The sequence below is a fragment of the Cytobacillus sp. MT66 genome (assembly GCF_058792595.1).
On the sequence record NZ_JBXAFB010000005.1, the window covers coordinates 249617 to 268302 of the forward strand.

The window sequence follows — 18686 nt, forward strand, 5'->3', positions numbered from 1 at the left end:
ATGAAAAAGTTCAGTTTAAGTTTTTTAGTCTTAATGATGGTGATTTTCCTTGCAGCATGTGGCTCAGCGTCAAATACTGCCCAAGAAAAAACGGAGACAAAGACAAATGAAAACACAAATCAGCAAGAGAAACCCGCGCAAGAAACGGCCAAAAACGACGGGTTTCCTGAAAAGCCAGTACGGCTAATTGTTCAGTATCCAGCGGGCGGCGGCGTTGATGTAACGGCTCGGCTGTTTGCCAAACATGCAGAAAAATACTTAGGCCAAAAAATTATTGTTGAAAATAAAACAGGCGGGTCTGGAGCAATCGGTGTTACTTCCGTTGCCACATCAAAACCAGACGGCTACACACTTGGAGTCGTCATTCCAAACACAATTACCGATGAAATGTTATTAAACGACATCAAGTATAATGCTGATTCCTTTGCCCCAATTGTGCAAATTAATGCAGACCCAAGTATTCTTGCTGTAAAAAATGATAGCCCTATCAAGTCACTTGAGGATTTTGTCAATAAAGCAAAAAGCGGAAAAACGACGATCGGAATCGGAGCGGTATGGACAACAAACGATTTTGTTAAATTGCAATTAGAAAAAGAAGCAGGGATTGAACTAACTCGGATTCCTTATCAGGGCGGGGCACCTGTAACCCAGTCTTTGCTAGCCGGGGATATCGATTCCGGGACGCAATATCCAGGTGAAATCATTGACTATTATAAATCCGGGGAGTTAAGAGGCCTGGCTATTTCTACTCCTGAAAAGGTTGATACTTTTTCTGAAATCCCTACCTTTAAGGAACAAGGCTACGATATCGAATTTAATATTTGGCGAATGATCGCTGCTCCAGCGGGCACCCCTCAAGAACATATCGATGTATTAGAAGAGGCTTTCATGAAGGCATTGGAAGATCCTGAAACAGCGAAAGACTTTAATAATGCAGGTTTAGAAATTTCTGCTTTAAACAGTGCGCAGTCTCAGGAAAAACTAAAGTCGGAGGCTGAGAAATACAAAGCAATCATCAGTGATTTAGGATTAGAACCTGGAGCAAACCCATAAAAATAAGGCCTCTTTTTGAGGCCTTCTAACCTATAAAAGATTCACAAAGGGGGGTCAGCTTTGAAAGGGATATTAACCAAACACGACTTTTGGCTAGCGGTGTTATTTATTATTTTCTGTGTTTTTTACTTCGTTGTTTCTTCCTCAATGGATGAGCAGATTGTTGCCTACCCAAAAATCATTCTTACATTTTTGCTTTTACTTTCGATCTTGCTTTTATTCAGAAGCCATAAATCAATGAACAACCAGGAAGAAATTTCAAAGGAAAAAGCGAAAAAGACAATTTCTATTTTACTTATCATCATTGGCTATCTTTTCATCATGAACTTTTTGGGGTTCATTGTCTCATCAGGGATTTTTATCTTTACCTTAATGACATTTGTTAAGAGCCGTTGGCATTGGGGCTGGAGATTGGTAGCGAGTTTTGCAACAGTCGGCATTGTCTACTTACTATTCGCTAAAGTTTTCTATGTTCCTCTTCCATAATTAAAGGAGGAATTATATGGAGTTATCGTTGCTTACAAATGCTGTTGTCAGTTTTTTTGACCCGCAAATTTTATTCTTTGCCATCGCTGGAATGGTGATTGGTATTGTTATTGGAGCCCTTCCTGGTGCCTCAGCTACCATGGGTATTACATTAATGCTGCCAATTTCTTTTAATCTTGGAAGTGAAGCAGCCATTGTCTTATTAACTGCTGTGTATTGTGGCGGAATTTTTGGAGGCAGTATTCCTGCTATTTTATTAAAAATTCCCGGAACCCCTGCATCTGCAGCAACGATGTTTGATGGCTATCCCATGGCTCAGAAGGGAGAAGCGAGTAAGGCCCTGTTATTAACTGTGTATGCCTCCACGTTTGGCGGATTATTGAGTGGAATCATCCTCATGATTGGTGCACCATTGCTAGCGATGATTGCTTTGAAATTTGGACCGCCAGAAATGTTAGCACTAAGCTTATTTGGCATAAGTATTGTTGCTTCTCTAGCTTCTGGCAATCTATTAAAAGGACTCATCATGGGGACTTTAGGATTGTTTATTGCCACGATCGGGGCAGATCCCCAGTTTGGATCACCAAGATATACATTCGGAAATTTGAACCTTTTTGAAGGAGTTCCATTAATCCCCGTTTTAATTGGGGTTTTCTCCATCCCTGAGGCATTAACGATGATGTTAAACAGCCAAGAACCTATGGGGAAAATGCATAAAATTAAGAAACGATTCTATTTAAAATGGAAGGAATTTTCTTCATTACTTCCAACCATGTTCCGGTCCGGAATTGTTGGAAGTATTTTAGGGATCACACCTGCTGTCGGCCCGGAAGTTGCGACTTTCATTGGATACAATGAGGCGAAGCGTGCTGCCAAAGGGAAAGAAGAGTTTGGTAATGGGAATCCAAAAGGTGTGGTTGCATCAGAAAGTGCAAACAATGCCGTAACAGGGGCCTCGTTAGTTCCTACGCTAACACTTGGAATACCTGGATCGGCTGCGGCTGCTGCTGTTATGGGCGGTCTCGTTATCCAGGGAATCCGGCCAGGCCCTGCGTTATTTAATAATGATCCGCAATTTGTCTGGTTCATTTTTGTTTCTTTTCTTCTTTTACAAATCGTGATGTTTATTGCTGGTTCACTTATCGTCAATGTCAGTCAGTATGTTTTAAAAGTGCCAAGCTTCTTTCTTGGTCCATGTATCATCGTTTTAAGTGTCGTAGGTGCTTTTGCTATCAATAATAACTTTTTTAGCATTCTAGTCATGTTTATTTCAGGTCTGTTGGCATTCATTTTAAATAGGTACGGGTTTTCGCCGATTCCCTTTATCCTCGCCCTCATTTTAGGACCGCAAATTGAAGGGGAATTGAATCGGACACTCCTTATTAGCGGAGAAGGATTTATGAATTTGGCATCGTATTTAATTACAAGACCGATATCTTTAATTTTCTTTGCACTAGCCTTTATCACTTTCTTTGTGCCAATTATTCAAGAAAGACGAAAAACAAAGAAGTAACGATTTTAATTAAAAGGGAAGAAGGTAAACAAATGAGCATAATAGAATTAACCAATGATCAGCAGCAAATCCTCAACATGGTACGCAACTTTTGCGAAAAAGAGATTGACCCGATCTCAAGAGAGATGGAGAAAAACGACGAATACCCGCACGAGCTTGTTGAAAAAATGAAGGATCTTGGTTTCTTTGGGTTTACGATTCCTGAGCATTATGGCGGGAGCGGGTTAGATTATGTGACGTATGCATTGATCATCGAAGAGATTACTAGACATTGGATGAGTGTCGCCGGGATCCTGAATAGTCATTTAATTATGGCTTATATTATCGAAAAATTTGGAACAGTGGAGCAGAAGGAAACCTTCCTTCCACAACTTGCAAGGGGCGAGGCCCGCGGCGGATTAGCTTTATCCGAAGCAGATGCAGGAACCGATGTGCAAAACATGTCAACCAAGGCCGTTCGTCAAGGAGATTCCTATATCATTAACGGAAGCAAGATGTGGATTACCAATGCCCGCCATGGCAATACCTTTATTCTAGCTGCCAAAACGGATACGGCGATCCAGCCAAGATATAAGGGAATCAGCTTATTCATCGTTCAAAAGGGACAGCCTGGTTTCCGAGTGGAAAGAGACATCGAAAAATTAGGATACAAAGGCATCAAAACCTGTGAGATTGTGTTTGAGGACTTTGAAGTTCCGGCTAATCAGCTGATTGGATTAGAAGAGGGGAAAGGATTTAAGCAGGTGTTGGGCGGACTTGAGCTTGGTAGGATTAATGTAGCTGCCCGCGGGGTTGGATTAGCCAGAGCAGCCTTTGAAGATTCCATCCGTTATGCCCAGGAAAGAAAAACGTTTGGCAAGCCAATTTGTGAACATCAAGCGATCCAGCTGAAATTGGGGGAAATGGGGACAAGGCTGGAGGCAGCCAGATTGCTAACCATCAATGCGGCCATGAAATTGAACAAAGGTGAAAGAAGTGATCTAGAAGCGGGGATGGCGAAGTTTTTCGCGACAGACGCTGCGTTCGATTTCGCTTCTGAAGCCATGCGAATCCATGGAGGGGCCGGATACACAACAGATTTTAACATCGAACGCTACTATCGTGACGCACCATTGCTCGTGATTGGCGAAGGAACAAATGAAATGCAAAGAATCATTATCAGCAAAGGGTTAGTTGAAAAATATAAAATTTAAGGGAGAGATACGATGAGCATCATTCATACACCATACGGAAGAGTTTACGAGGATTTTCATGTCGGAGATACGATTATGCATTGGCCAGGGCGAACCATCAATGAGGCTGATGACACGATGTTTAGTTTAGTAACCATGAATCAGCATCCATTGCATATTGATAAACATTACGCGGAACAAAGCCAATTTGGACAAAATTTGGTCAACGGCACCCTCGTTTTTTCCGTAGCCGTAGGCATGACGGTCAATGATATTAGCGGCGCCTGCATCGCCATGCTTGAATATGAAAATATTAAACACTTAGGCCCGACATTTCACGGGGATACACTGTATGCAAGAACAAATGTGTTAGATAAATGGGAGTCCAAAAGCAAGAACGACCGCGGCATTGTCTATGTGGAAACGATTGTCAGTAATCAAAGAGAAGAAGATGTCTTGACACTTAAAAGAAAAATTTTAGTGCCAAAACGGGAATACGCAGCACGACCTTATACCCATAAATAGATCTAGGGAGGAGGTATCATGACAAAACCACTTGAGGGGTTAACCATTCTCGCTATTACCCAATATGGGGCCGGCCCCTTTGCCATGCTCCATCTAGCAGATCTTGGGGCCAATGTGATAAAAATTGAGGATCGGCACTCACAGGGGGATATGGCAAGGCGTGTTATTCCCTATTCGGAAAATAACGATAGTTTATTTTTTCAAACCTTTAATCGCAATCATAAGAGCATTACCCTGGACCTGAAATCTGCCAAAGGGAAAGAGATTTTTCACAGGCTTGTGGAGAAAGCGGATGCGGTCTTTAATAACCTGCGCGGAGATGTGCCTGAAAAGCTGGGCATTACCTATAAGGAACTTGGAAAAATAAATCCAGGCATTGTCTGCTGCTCCTTATCCGGATTCGGGACCAATAGTTCAATGAAGCACCACCCAGCCTATGACTACTTATTCCAAGCCATGTTAGGCCATATGTCATTAACAGGAGAACCAGGAGGACCGCCAACGAAATATGGCATCTCGATGATGGATTTCTCCACAGGCGTAATGGCAGCACTTGGCTTAATGGTTGGGATATTTCAGGCAAAAATAAAAGGGATCGGGAGCGATGTCGATGTCAGCTTGTTTGATACCTCGGCGTCTTTCCTAAATTATTTAGCGACCTGGCACTTGAATAAAGGGTATGAACCGGAACGGACGACGCAATCGGCCCACCCAACTCTAGTCCCTTCCCAATTATTTGCAACCAAGGATGGGAACCTGGTCATCATGTGTAATAAGGAAAAGTTCTTCCCGATCCTGTGCGAGAAACTAGGCGTCCCAGAACTGGCAGAGGATAGGGACTTTCAAGATTTTCAGGGGAGATATACCAATAAGAATCGCTTAATTCCTATATTAATCGAGATATTTAAAAAGAAAACGACGGATGAATGGATGAACCTCTTAAGCGGATATGTCCCAGCTGCTCCTGTGAATACGGTAAAAGAAGCGATGGAACATCCGCTTATGACCGAAAGAGAAATGATCGTTCATGTCGAGCATGAAAATTTTGGCGATATGAAAATGCTGGGAACGCCGATTAAAGTATCCAGCCATCGTCCGGAATATAAGCAGGGACCTAAGCTTGGGGAAAATAATGAAGAGGTATATAAAGAGGTTCTTGGGATGACAGAGGATGAGTTTGAGGAATTGCAGGGACGCGGGGTTATTTAAGAAAAAAGTGAGAATTAATTTAAAAAGTAATTTAAGCAGTCCATCTCAGGATGGTAAGAGAATCCTAAAAGGCTGTTGAGAATAAAATAAGCCCCCAAGCGGGAGCTATTCACAGAGCAAACACGTAAAATGTGTTTGCTTATTTTTTGATTAAAAAATCCTCGACAAATTTGGCCCAGATTTCATGGCCTTGTTCATTTGGTGCACTTTGATCTTCGAGCAGGTAGTCTTTGATTTCTTCCGTTTTTGCGTCAGGCCATGCGCTCCAGTGGTCCAGGTAGGTTAGTTGATGATCTTCCGCGAATTTCTTCAGCTGGTTGACCTGGATCGGATAGAACCGTGCGTCGTATAAAGGATGCGGCGGCTGGATGACAAATTCGGTATTTGGATGGGCAGCCGTTACATCATTGATGATGGTTTCAAGATTGGAGATGGAATCTTCCATTCGGACGACACCGTTATCCTTTAAGGTAAATGGTTCGAGAATGATCATGTCTCCGGCTAATTCCTGCTGTTTGCCCTCCTGAACGAATTGGGTTGAATTCATGTCATATTCCAGGACATCGACTGTTACAGCCCCACCGTAAGTTTCCTCCAAACCTGCTTTGACCATGTTCGGCCAGCCTTTGTTTTCTGCTGCTAAGCTTTCTGATCCTGCAATAATAATATGAAAAGGCTGGTTTTCTTCAAGCATTTGTTTGAATTGCTCCTGGCTCTTTTCTGGCCAGTTGGATGCATAGGATAGCAGATCCTGTGTCTGATGATCTGCTGCTGATGCTTTATGTTCACTAGCTGCCTGTGTGACCTGTTCTGGCTCAACGGCCACAGTGGTTTTCTTGTCCCAATGGATATTGCCAAGGACGAGGACCGCTGCACAGGCGATGGCTAATACACTAATAATCGTCGCTTTCATAAATTTCAGAACCCCCGTTTGTCTATCCTTCTATTCTATCAAAAGTTATTCTCTCATTTGATTAGTAATTTTAGATGCTTCAAACAGATTATGGAAATTACAAAAAATGTCTACCAAAATACAAATTTCAGTATAAAATAAGAGACAACAGTAGACGAAATCTGCTAGTTTTATGGAAATTCCGACAAAAACAACAGAATATTCCAATACACCTATGTTATAATATTATCTAGTTTTAATAAAGGTTTTTTCAGGAGGAAACAATGGAAGAGACGATCAGCTTAAAGGAATTATTTCAAACATTGAGGAAGCGCATGTGGCTAATCGCAGTCATTACAATCATTGCTGTCATGGTGAGCGGAATTGTCAGCTTTTTTGTCCTGACGCCAATCTATCAATCTTCGACACAGCTTCTTGTCAATCAGGCGAAAAATGAGCAATCCATGGTGAATTATAGTGAATTGCAAACAAACATTCAATTGATCAATACATATAACGTGATTATCAAGAGCCCAGCCATATTGGATCTTGTTGTCAAAGAGTTAGATATGGATATGACTGGTCAGCAGCTTAAGGAAAAAATTACTGTAGGAAGCGAAAAAGATTCCCAGGTCGTAAACATCTCAGTCCAGGATGCCGACCCGGCTTTGGCTGCTGATATTGCCAATACAATCGCGTCAGTGTTCCAAGAGGAAATTGTGAAAATCATGAATGTAGACAACGTCAGTGTGTTAGCTAAGGCTACAATCAGTCCATCTCCAGTAAAGCCGCAGCCGGTATTGAATATTGCCATTGCTTTGGTTGCTGGTTTGATGGCGGGAGTAGGTTTGGCGTTTCTGCTAGAATACTTGGATAATACGATCAAAACAGAACAGGATATTGAAAAACTGCTTGAGCTTCCGGTACTTGGTGTGATTGCTACGATCGATGATCAGCCAGATTCAAGCTCAAGAGCGGACAGAAAGAGCAGATTGCGAGGGGAAACCGTTGGGTCTTAAGGGAAAGAAAAAGCTAACAGGAGAAAGACGAAAATTAATCACCAAACTTAGTCCAAAGTCACCAATTGCTGAGCAATACCGGACGATTCGGACGAATATTCAATTCTCTACCATTGATGAAGAAGTCCAGACGTTAATGATTACCTCTCCAGGACCTGGTGAGGGGAAATCAACGACGATTGCCAACCTAGCCGTTGTATTTGCCCAGCAGGGAAAAAAGACACTGCTGGTTGATACGGATTTAAGAAAGCCGACGGTTCATTATACTTTTAACATGACAAATACATTCGGATTGACGAATGTGATTACCAAGCAAATGGGATTAATGGAAGCAGCTGTGTCAGCAGAGGACAATTTGTACATTCTTCCAAGCGGACCGATTCCGCCAAATCCGGCCGAGCTGCTAGGTTCAAAAGCAATGAATGAATTTTTGTCAGCAGCTAAGGAGCAATTCGATATCATTCTCTTCGACACACCGCCTGTTGTTGCGGTAACAGACGCTCAGATTTTAGCTAACAAATGTGATGGCACGATTCTTGTCGTTTCAAGTGGAAAAACAGGGATTGAAGAAAGTAATAAGGCGAAGGAACTGTTAGTGGCAGCGAAAGCGAAGCTGATGGGTGTTGTATTGAACAATAGAAAAATGAAGGAATCACAGTATTACTACTATTATGGTGCAAAATAACTAGTTTCGACGCAATTCGACAGCATTCGCTATTTACGAATATTGGAAACAGGTATACCATGAAAATAGTACTAGATAATTGACAGGAAATAGGGGGTCCTTGCGATGATTGATATACATTGTCATATTTTGCCTGGCATTGATGATGGGGCGGTAAACATGGAAGAAAGCCTTGAAATGGCTAAGCTAGCTGTAAAGGAAGGCATACGGACAATCATCGCGACTCCTCATCATAAAAATGGTGTGTATGATAATAACAAAACATCTATTGTAGACAAAGTAAATGAACTAAATGAGGCATTACAAAAGGAATCCATTCCTGTCAAAATTCTGCCTGGCCAGGAGACAAGAATTTATGGAGAGATGGTAGAGGACTATCAAAATGATGAAATTCTCCCATTGAATGGAGGCAACTATCTTTTTGTGGAGCTTCCCTCTAGTCATGTTCCTCGATATACAGAGCAGCTGTTATTTGATTTGCAAATGAAGGGGCTCTCTCCAATTATTGTTCATCCGGAACGAAACCGGGAAATCATCGAACGCCCTGAAAAGCTTTATCAGCTCGTGAAAAAGGGTGCCTTAACTCAAGTAACAGCTTCAAGTGTAGCAGGTTATTTCGGGAAAAATATTAAAAAATTCTCTCTGCAATTAATAGACGCCAATCTCACTCATTTTGTTTCATCTGATGCCCACAATTTAACGAGAAGATCTTTTAAAATGGCCGAAGCATTAGATGTGATCGAGAAAAAATTTGGTATGGAGATGGTCTATCAGTTGACAGAAAATTGCGAACTGCTTGTTGGTGGTCTGTCTGTTAATCGCGATATGCCAGAGCGAATCAAGAGGAAAAGATTCTTAGGAATCTTTTAACCTTCTTTTTTTGCAGTTTTCAATGTTATTTTGAAATAACATCGGTGATGTCTCTTTGCCGCTATCAATGGAGGCACTCGGCTGTGCCGTGGGCATAAGTTGTGTCTTTGCCTTAGACGTGAATCGTCAGTGGTGTGGTGTGAGGGCGGGTTCGATGCCCGATTAAATAAACTTCAATTGGGGAGAAAGCAAATCTTGAATATGCAGTTTAATAGATATCTAATGAAAGAGCAGGAGAGATTCCTGTTTTCCCATTAGATATTTATTTTGTCTTTTTATCAGGGGGTAGCAGGAAAAGTTACATAAGGGGGATGTATGTTGACATATCAGAAACGGCTGACTTTTTTAGTACTATTGGATTCATTAATTGTTATATCGGCGATATACGTAAGTATTTTAACACTTCATCCGACATTAGAGATTTTAAAGTCGAAAACGTTGTTGCTAAGCTCGATTACTTTGCTTTGCAGCCATCATTTTTTTGCTTCTTTCTATCGTTTGTATAACAAAGCGTGGGAGTACGCAAGTATTGGCGAGCTCATGGCGATTGCTAAAGCGGTTACGTTTTCGATTATTACCACAGGAGTTATTCAGCAGATTGTCGTTCATGATGTGTATTTCAGAGCTTTGTTTCTTGCCTGGATGATGCATATTCTATTAATTGGCGGATCGCGATTTTCATGGCGAGTATACAGGGACCGATACATAAAAGCTCAAGAAGATACAAGAAGAGCCTTAATTATTGGCGCCGGAGCAGCAGGAACCATGCTTGCCCGACAATTATTGCATAATCAGGACGCAGGGATTCAGCCGGTGGCCTTTATTGATGATGATCCGCGCAAGTACCGTTTGCAGATTCATGGGCTTCCTGTTGTAGGAGATTCTACTAGAATTGCAAAAACAGTGGAAACACAGCAAATAGATAAGATTATTATTGCGATTCCTTCTTTGAAAAAAGAAGAGATGCAGCGAATCTATGAAGAATGCGCAGGCACTAAGGTAAAAACGGTGATAATGCCGGTGATTGAGGATGTTTTACTGGGGAAAGTATCGGTGAATCAGTTCCGCGATGTACAGGTAGAGGATTTGCTCGGAAGAGAGCCTGTTGAGCTAGATGTGGAAAGCATTTCGAAGAAGCTCAAAGGGAAAACGATTCTTGTCACAGGGGCTGGCGGTTCGATAGGTTCGGAGATTTGCCGTCAGATTTGTAAGTTTGGACCGAAGAAGATTGTACTTTTAGGTCATGGAGAGAATTCGATTTATCAGATTGATATGGAATTAAAGAATCTTTATAAGAATGGGCTTGAGATTGTTCCTTTGATAGGCGATGTACAGGATCGGTCGCGGATTTTTGATGTAATGAGTGAGCATCGTCCAGATGTGGTTTATCATGCGGCAGCACATAAGCATGTGCCTTTGATGGAGTATAACTCTAGGGAAGCTGTTAAAAATAATGTGTTTGGAACGAAGAATGTGGCTGAGGCAGCGGATGCTTTCAGGGTGAAGAACTTCGTTCTTGTTTCGACGGATAAGGCTGTGAATCCGACGAATGTCATGGGATCTACGAAGAGATTTGCTGAGCTGATTATTCAGCAACTGGACAAGCAGAGTGAGACGAAGTATGTTGCGGTGCGATTTGGGAATGTGCTTGGCAGCCGGGGCAGTGTGATTCCGTTGTTTAAGAGGCAGATTCAGGCTGGGGGGCCGGTGACGGTGACACATCCTGAGATGACAAGGTATTTTATGACGATACCGGAAGCCTCACGGCTTGTTTTGCAGGCTGGGGCTTTGGCTCGCGGTGGAGAGATTTTTGTATTGGATATGGGGGAACCTGTTAGGATTGTGGATTTGGCTCGGAATCTTATTACCCTTTCGGGTTTGAGTGTTGAGGAGATTGGGATACGGTTTACAGGACTTCGTCCTGGGGAGAAGATGTATGAGGAATTAATGAATGAGAATGAAATTCATCCGGAGCAGGTGTTTCCGAAGATTCATGTTGGGAAGGCTAGTGGGATTGGGGATGAGGTGTTGAACGGATTGGTTAGTGGGTTGCTGGATATGAGTGAGAAGGAAATGCATGATACGTTGATTGCTGTGGCTAATAATCGGTTTGAGGGTGTGAAGGTTGTGGTTGGGGTGGATTAGTCTCTTTGGCCCTTTGGCTTTTTTGGAGATATGCCCCTTTCGGGGCTTTTAACTTTTTAAGAAGGTTATTGCTATTTAACGTACGTATGACTAATAAAACGCTGACGATTGGGGATAAGCTTATGGTAAGTGGATCTGGCGGTTGAATAAGCAGCTAGTAATAACTTCATAAAAACATTCCTGTACCACCTAATTTACATTTTATCAAAGTGGACGGTGGGATTTGTGTTTAAGATTACTAGGGCAATATTGAGCAGGGGCATTAATAATAAAGGGACTCACACTTGTGGAGGTACTTACTGTAATAGTTATATTAGGAGTAATTGCTGCTAATGCCATTCCCAGTGTTATTCACTTAATCGAAAAGTCAAGGGAAGATGTTTGTTTAGCTAATCAAACAGAGTTGAAAAGGCAATATGAACTGAAACTAGAACTTGAATCTATTGAACATACAGAGCAGGTTTTCAAAAAATATCTTTTAGAAAAAAATGATTATATTTGTCCTAGTGAAGGAGAAATTAGTTATAAAGATGGAGTTGTGAATTGTAGTATTCATTCCCATTCTGATGAGGATCGAGAAGATAAGACTGAGGAAATGCCGTATTTATAAATGAGTATATTTTGGCTGGTTGATTCTATCAGATAAGCAATATTTGACCAGCCTTTATTTTTTTGGGGTTGAATGACGGTTGGGAAGTAAGAATGGTCAATAGATAACTACAACATATTGTGTTAAAATCAGCAAAAAATCATGAAATTATACAATATACGGGATTTATCTATATAACATAGTACCATTTTGTTAGTATATAAAGATAAAATGGCTAAAATCGGGTATTTTGGTTTTGGAAAACGTTGATTTGGCGCGGTTTTTGGCAACCTAAAATATGGAAAAATATTGAATGGAGTTAAGGAAGTAAGAATGGTTAAGAGATAACCACAACATATTGTGTTTAAAACAGTGGAAAATCGCAAAAATATACAATATATGGATTCCGTCTATATAACATATTACTATTTTGTTAATATATAAAGATAAAATGGTTAAAATCGGGGTTTTTGACTCTGGAAAACGTTGATTTGACGGGCTTTTTGGTAACCTAAAATATGGAAAAGTATTGAATGGAGTTAAGGAACTGACTATCGTAATCAGATAAGATGCTGAAAATCTTGCGGGATAAGGGTTTGAGGCGTTTTTAGTGAGATTTATAGACTGATTGAATGGTATATATAATAGGAAGAAACTCGGTTTAGAGTGATTATGAAGTGAATATCTATTTCGTATTTGGTTGTTAGATTGAATAGATATTACGAGGTGAGAATTAGAAATCGATAACAAAACACAATATGTAGTATCGAAATTAAGTTTTCGGTAATAAAAGATACTATATGTTGATATTTTTATCTATTTCTCATATTGAATATTATTTACGAGGTGGGTATTGATAATAGATGAGTTTAGTAGGTTAGTAGTTGGTTGGAATTATAGATTTATTGTTTCCAATTAAGTCCTAGCAAACTAAATAATAAGCTTTGATAAAAATTTGAATAAAGCGAGGCTATTTAAAATGATTGATACCGAATTAAGAAATATACCTTTTTCTCCACCAGATATTACTGATGCGGAGATTGAAGAAGTAATAAAAGCAATGAAGTCAGGTTGGATTACGACTGGACCAAGAACTAAAGAACTTGAAAAAAGAATAGCTGAATTCGTTGGTACAAACAAGTCTGTTTGTCTAAATTCTGCGACTGCTGCTATGGAGCTTACACTTCGTATTTTAGGTGTCGGACCTGGTGATGAAGTAATCACTTCAGCATACACATATACTGCATCTGCATCAGTTATAGAGCATGTTGGGGCTAAAATTGTATTAGTTGATACTGCACCAGACTCTTTTGAAATGGATTACTCTAAACTAGCAGAAGCAATAACAGATAAGACTAAAGTGATAATTCCAGTAGATATAGCAGGGAAGATGTGTGACTACGATACTATCTTTGAAATAGTAGAAAGTAAGAAAGATCTATTCAAGCCTAACAATGAACTGCAATGGTTGTTTAATAGGGTAATTGTTATGACGGATGCTGCACACGCTTTTGGAGCAGAGAGAAAAGGTTTGAAATGTGGGCAAGTTGCAGATTTTACTTGCTTCTCTTTTCATGCCGTGAAGAATTTTACAACTGCTGAAGGTGGAGCTGTTGTATGGAGTAATAATCGTGGTTTAGATGATGAATGGCTTTATAAACAGTTCATGTTGTATAGCCTTCATGGTCAATCAAAAGATGCGCTTGCTAAAACTCAAAAAGGTGCATGGGAGTATGATATTGTTTATCCTGCCTATAAATGTAATATGACTGATATTATGGCTAGTATTGGTTTAGTACAGTTAGATAGATATGAAAGATTGTTGGAAAGGCGTAGAGAGATTATTGAGATGTATGATAGAGCACTTTTACCATTTGGTATTCAAAGTTTGCAGCATTACGGTGAAAGTTTTACTTCTTCAGGTCATCTGTATTTAGTAAGATTACCTGAAGTCAGTGAAACAAAGAGAAATGAAGTTATTATTAAAATGGCTGAAGCGGGCGTTGCGTGTAATGTCCACTATAAGCCATTGCCTATGTTTACGGCTTATCAGAATTTAGGGTTTGATATTAACGATTATCCAAATGCTTATAAACAGTATGTTAATGAAATTACACTTCCTCTTCATACTTTATTGAGTGATGATGATGTAAAATATGTGGTTAAGAATTTTAAAAAAGTACTAAGTGATGTTTAAGGTGGGTTATAAGATGTATAAGAATTTCTTTAAAAGAGTATTTGATTTTACCTTAGCTTTAGTAGCCCTACCATTTTGGTTTATTATTCTATTGATTATAGGGCCAATTATTTACTTTCAAGATAAAGGGTCAATTTTTTATAATGCGCCCCGGCTCGGTAAGGATGGAAAAGTATTTAAAATGTATAAATTCCGTTCCATGAAAATAAATGCTCCTGACCTAAGAAATGATGATGGATCAACTTTTAATGCAGAAGATGATCCTAGATTAACTAAAGTCGGAAAGTTTATCCGTAAAACGAGCCTTGATGAAACACCACAGTTGTTAAACATTATTAAGGGTGATATGAGTATTATTGGTCCTAGACCTGACTTACCAGAACATCGTGAATTATATGAGGGTAACGAGGAAAGAAAGCTTGAAATTAGGCCAGGTGTTACGGGATATAATCAGGCCTACTTTAGAAACACTGTGCCTTGGAAAGAAAGAATTCAAAATGATATTTACTATATTGATCACCTTTCTTGGTGGCTCGATATTAAGATATTTTTCAAAACAGTTATATCAGTTCTGAAACGTGAAGATGTTTTTGTTACTGAAAAGAATACTAATACAAACAAAAATACAGGTGTTGGAATGTAGGGGGATTTCTATGAACAACATAGAAGATGTAGCGACATTTAATGAATTGAAGTGGGATACAGACTTTTTTGGTGTTGCTAGTGCGAAATCTACTCTGCATAAACCTCTTTCATTAAATGAATGGTTTGAATTGAAGATCAGGTTTAAAGATTATCAGTTTATTTCAATCGTGAATATGAATTCTGAACCCATTAATGCACAGTTAATTGGGACAGATACCACAGCGTTTTTGGCAGATATAAATATACAATTTGGGAAAAAACTATTAGGTTTAGATGAAAAACCAAAGAACGTAACAATACACCAAGGGCTAGAAAAGAATGATCAAGTCATTGGAATAGCAGATTTCCAGTTTTCGAAATTTACAGAGGACCCTGAATTAGCCAAACGAGGTGGGGATAAGGTCTATCAACAATGGCTTATTAATTCTTTTGGAAAGACTGACAAGTTTTATGCATTATCTAAGGATGAATTGGGCAATATAAATGGTTTTTTATTATTTTCATATGCAGATAGTTCATGTGTAATTGAGCTTATTGCTGTGTCCCAAATAGATACTAAAGGTGGCATTGGCACTTGCCTATTTAAGGCTGTAGAATATGAAGCACATCAACAAGGTATTAAAGAGATTAAGGTTGGTACCCAAGCACGAAACTTGGGTGCAATTAACTTTTACCATAAAGTTGGTTGTAAACAAGTAGGGTGTCATCAGGTTTATCATTTGTGGAATTTATAAAATTCAATGGTGTAGTTAGTTCGGGGGATTTATATGAAGAAGATTCTTATAGTTTCAACAGTGAGCAGACAGTTTTATTTGTTCGAAGAAGGTAATATAGAAGTTTTGAAATCATTAGGATATGAGATACATGCAGCCGCTAACTTTAGTGATGCAAATGAAAGGTTAGATGCTTTAGATATTATTAGGCATCCATTTGATATTCAACGATCACCTTTATCATTAAAAAATTTAATAGCCTATAAGCAACTGAAAAAAATAATGGAATCAGAGAATTTTGATGCTGTACATTGTCACTCACCTATGGGCGGAGTATTGGCACGGTTAGCTGCTAGATCTGTAGGGATTTCACCGGTGATATATACTGCACATGGATTTCATTTTTACAAAGGCGCCCCCTTTATTAATTGGTTAGTTTATTACCCAGTTGAAAAGTATTTATCAAAATACACTGATGTATTAATAACAATAAACAATGAGGACTATAACGAAGCACGGAAGTTAAAAGCAAAGAGAGTTATATATGTTCCAGGCATAGGTGTTGATACAAATAAAATTAGTAAGGTTTCAATAGATAGAGATGGAAAGCGGGAAGAATTAGGAATAACTAGTGATACAGTAGTGTTACTTTCAATTGGTGAGATGATAAAAAGAAAGAATCACGAGACTGTATTAAAAGCTATTGCAAATTTAAAGGATCAAAACTTTGTATATCTGATTTGCGGTAAAGGAGAATTAGAAAGTTATTTAAAAGGCCTTGCAAAAACACTTGGAATTGAAGAAAAAGTAAGATTTTTAGGATACAGAAATGATATACCAGAAATATGTATAGCTTCAGATTTATTTCTATTTCCATCTTATCAGGAAGGGTTACCTGTTTCTGTAATGGAAGCCATGTCAGCTGGGTTACCTGTAATTTGTTCTTCGATAAGAGGAAACACTGATTTAATAAAGAATGATATCGGAGGTTACCTACTGGAACCAGATGATGTTAAGGGATTTGCTAAAAAGATTAAAAAATTAATCAATAATCAAGAGTTACTGAATAACATGGGCAAAAATAATAAAGAATCGGTAAAGCGATTTGATAAAAAAGAAGTTAAAAACAAAATGGAAGAAATATATAAATATATTTAAATTGATGGAGTGATAATAGTTATGAATATAGCATTAATTATAGCTGGTGGCAGTGGGCAGAGAATGCATCAGGATATCCCTAAACAATTTCTAAATGTACAGGATAAACCGGTAATAATATATACTTTAGAGGCATTTCAAAAACATCCTGATATTGATGCTATTCAGGTAGTTCTTTTGGATGGATGGCATGAGATATTGAAAGCATATGCTAAACAATTTAACATAACTAAATTAGTCGGTGTGGTATCAGGTGGAGAAAATGGTCAAGCTTCAATATTAAACGGTATTTTAGCAATTAAAGAAAAGTATAGTGATGAAGATATTGTTTTAGTTCATGATGCAATCCGTCCGATGGTTTCGGAAGAGATAATATCCGATAATATAGCAAAATGTAAGTTATATGGTTCAGCAATAGCGGCCATTCCATGCGCCGAGGCAATGCTCGAGACAGAAAATAGAAATTTATCAAACTCTGTATATGATCGAGAAAAGTTAATGAGAACTCAGACTCCACAGGCTTTTCCTCTTGGAAAGCTTGTTTGGGCACATGAAAGAGCAAAAGAGGTTGGTATAACCAATTCAGTAGCATCATGTACTTTAATGATTGAATTAGGGCAAAAAGTTCAATTTTCAGCTGGTTCAGAAAAGAATATTAAACTGACAACAACAGATGACCTTGAGATATTTAAAGCACTTCTATCCACTAAAAACGCTGATTGGTTAAAGTAGGTGATAACTTGTATTATAACAATGAAATTTATAAAGAAGATTTGAAGTCAGTATTAATGAATCAAATACCATTGGAAAAAATGAAAGGTTGTAATATCTTAATTACTGGCGCATCAGGATTAATAGGATCCTTCTTGGTAGATACGTTCATGCTGATTAATGAGGTTTATGGTTATGATATTAATGTTTTTGCAATGAGTAGAAATAGAGTAGGATTAGAAAAAAGATTTGAAACACACATTAATAACCGTCATCTAAATATTATTCAACATGATGTGAATTTTCCGTTAGAAAGTAATTATGAATTCGAGTATATTATCCATGCTGCAAGTAATGCATATCCAAATGCTTTTTCTACAGACCCTGTCGGTACAATAATGGGAAACGTATGGGGTGTTTACAATTTATTGGAATACGGAAGAGCCAAAGGATTAAAAAGGTTTTTATTTATTTCTTCCGGTGAAGTCTATGGTGAAGGTAAAGATGAAATAGATTCATTTGAAGAGTCATATAGCGGTTACGTAGACAGTACAAATCCTAGATCTTGTTATCCTAATGGGAAAAGAACAGCTGAAACTCTATGTGTTTCATATGCTCAACAATATGGAATAGATTCTATTATTGCTAGACCTTGTCATATCTATGGACCAACTGCTAATTCAAAAGATAATAGAGCGTCGTCGCAGTTTGTAAATAATGTGATTCAAAATAAAGATATTATATTAAAAAGTAAAGGTCTACAATTACGATCGTACTGTTACGTTGCAGATTGTGTTTCTGGAATATTAACTATACTACTTAAAGGTCAAACCTGTAGTGCATATAATATTGCGAATTCGAATTCTATTGTGACTATACGTGAAATGGCTGATGTTATTGCAGGCATTTCTGGTAGAAAGGTATTATTTGAAATTCCAAATAGCACTAAAGAGTTGGGATATAATCCTGTGTCGAAATCGATACTTAACACTAAAAAACTAGAGAGTTTAGGATGGAAACCTATTTTTGATATAAATAGAGGCTTAAAGAGAACAGTCAAGATTTTGGATGATTTACAAAAAAAATATAGTTAGGTGAGGAATA

At 38.7% G+C, this 18686-nt stretch carries 18 protein-coding genes; 17 read left to right on the forward strand and 1 reads right to left on the reverse strand.

Annotated features, from left to right (window positions below; translation table 11 throughout):
- Genes AC1Q59_RS11555 through AC1Q59_RS11580 form a run of 6 tightly spaced genes read left to right on the forward strand, consistent with a single transcriptional unit; the run spans window position 1 to window position 5958 of the window.
- Window positions 1-1053 carry a Bug family tripartite tricarboxylate transporter substrate binding protein gene (locus AC1Q59_RS11555; protein WP_492365970.1) on the forward strand — a complete coding sequence of 351 codons (1053 nt, stop codon included), beginning with the start codon at window positions 1-3 and terminating at the stop codon, window positions 1051-1053.
- A 60-nt stretch (window positions 1054-1113) separates the two neighbouring features.
- Window positions 1114-1539: a tripartite tricarboxylate transporter TctB family protein gene (locus AC1Q59_RS11560; protein WP_492365971.1), complete on the forward strand. Its 426-nt coding sequence runs from the start codon at window positions 1114-1116 to the stop codon at window positions 1537-1539.
- 16 nt (window positions 1540-1555) lie between these two features.
- Window positions 1556-3052 (forward strand): tripartite tricarboxylate transporter permease, encoded by a 1497-nt coding sequence (locus AC1Q59_RS11565; RefSeq protein ID WP_492365972.1) that lies wholly within the window; start codon window positions 1556-1558, stop codon window positions 3050-3052.
- Window positions 3053-3084: 32 nt separating this feature from the next.
- Entirely contained in the window at window positions 3085-4245 is a 1161-nt protein-coding gene (locus AC1Q59_RS11570; protein WP_492365973.1) for an acyl-CoA dehydrogenase family protein, read from the forward strand.
- Between the two features lie 12 nt (window positions 4246-4257).
- On the forward strand, window positions 4258-4749 hold the full coding sequence (locus tag AC1Q59_RS11575; protein WP_492365974.1) for a MaoC family dehydratase: 492 nt from the start codon (window positions 4258-4260) through the stop codon (window positions 4747-4749).
- 18 nt (window positions 4750-4767) lie between these two features.
- Window positions 4768-5958 (forward strand): CaiB/BaiF CoA transferase family protein, encoded by a 1191-nt coding sequence (locus tag AC1Q59_RS11580; RefSeq protein WP_492365975.1) that lies wholly within the window; start codon window positions 4768-4770, stop codon window positions 5956-5958.
- A 139-nt stretch (window positions 5959-6097) separates the two neighbouring features.
- On the opposite strand, the gene AC1Q59_RS11585 is transcribed toward AC1Q59_RS11580, so the two are convergent.
- The gene (locus AC1Q59_RS11585; RefSeq protein ID WP_492365976.1) at window positions 6098-6871 is read right to left on the reverse strand and encodes an SGNH/GDSL hydrolase family protein; all 774 of its coding nucleotides are present in this window, start codon (window positions 6869-6871) and stop codon (window positions 6098-6100) included.
- Between the two features lie 263 nt (window positions 6872-7134).
- On the opposite strand from AC1Q59_RS11585, the gene AC1Q59_RS11590 reads away from it, so the two are divergent.
- From AC1Q59_RS11590 to AC1Q59_RS11640, 11 genes are all read left to right on the forward strand, one after another.
- On the forward strand, window positions 7135-7869 hold the full coding sequence (locus AC1Q59_RS11590) for a YveK family protein (RefSeq protein WP_492365977.1): 735 nt from the start codon (window positions 7135-7137) through the stop codon (window positions 7867-7869).
- Window positions 7859-8554, forward strand: a complete 696-nt coding sequence (locus tag AC1Q59_RS11595; RefSeq protein WP_492365978.1) for a CpsD/CapB family tyrosine-protein kinase — start codon at window positions 7859-7861, stop codon at window positions 8552-8554. Before AC1Q59_RS11590 ends, AC1Q59_RS11595 begins: the two co-directional genes overlap by 11 nt.
- Before the next feature lie 105 nt (window positions 8555-8659).
- Window positions 8660-9424 carry a tyrosine-protein phosphatase gene (locus tag AC1Q59_RS11600; protein ID WP_492365979.1) on the forward strand — a complete coding sequence of 255 codons (765 nt, stop codon included), beginning with the start codon at window positions 8660-8662 and terminating at the stop codon, window positions 9422-9424.
- A 318-nt stretch (window positions 9425-9742) separates the two neighbouring features.
- Window positions 9743-11569 (forward strand): polysaccharide biosynthesis protein, encoded by a 1827-nt coding sequence (locus AC1Q59_RS11605; protein ID WP_492366093.1) that lies wholly within the window; start codon window positions 9743-9745, stop codon window positions 11567-11569.
- Between the two features lie 286 nt (window positions 11570-11855).
- A complete protein-coding gene (locus AC1Q59_RS11610; RefSeq protein WP_492365980.1) occupies window positions 11856-12179 on the forward strand; it encodes a type II secretion system protein in 324 nt (107 codons plus the stop codon).
- Window positions 12180-13137: 958 nt separating this feature from the next.
- Complete coding sequence (locus AC1Q59_RS11615) at window positions 13138-14355, forward strand: DegT/DnrJ/EryC1/StrS family aminotransferase (protein ID WP_492365981.1); 1218 nt, start codon at window positions 13138-13140, stop codon at window positions 14353-14355.
- A gap of 13 nt (window positions 14356-14368) precedes the next feature.
- Complete coding sequence (locus AC1Q59_RS11620) at window positions 14369-14998, forward strand: sugar transferase (RefSeq protein WP_492365982.1); 630 nt, start codon at window positions 14369-14371, stop codon at window positions 14996-14998.
- A gap of 10 nt (window positions 14999-15008) precedes the next feature.
- The gene (locus AC1Q59_RS11625) at window positions 15009-15734 is read left to right on the forward strand and encodes a GNAT family N-acetyltransferase (RefSeq protein ID WP_492365983.1); all 726 of its coding nucleotides are present in this window, start codon (window positions 15009-15011) and stop codon (window positions 15732-15734) included.
- A 33-nt stretch (window positions 15735-15767) separates the two neighbouring features.
- Entirely contained in the window at window positions 15768-16871 is a 1104-nt protein-coding gene (locus AC1Q59_RS11630; RefSeq protein WP_492365984.1) for a glycosyltransferase family 4 protein, read from the forward strand.
- Window positions 16872-16892: 21 nt separating this feature from the next.
- Window positions 16893-17603: a 2-C-methyl-D-erythritol 4-phosphate cytidylyltransferase gene (gene ispD, locus AC1Q59_RS11635; RefSeq protein WP_492365985.1), complete on the forward strand. Its 711-nt coding sequence runs from the start codon at window positions 16893-16895 to the stop codon at window positions 17601-17603.
- Between the two features lie 8 nt (window positions 17604-17611).
- Window positions 17612-18676 (forward strand): NAD-dependent epimerase/dehydratase family protein, encoded by a 1065-nt coding sequence (locus tag AC1Q59_RS11640; RefSeq protein WP_492365986.1) that lies wholly within the window; start codon window positions 17612-17614, stop codon window positions 18674-18676.
- The last annotated feature ends 10 nt before the right edge of the window (window positions 18677-18686 follow it).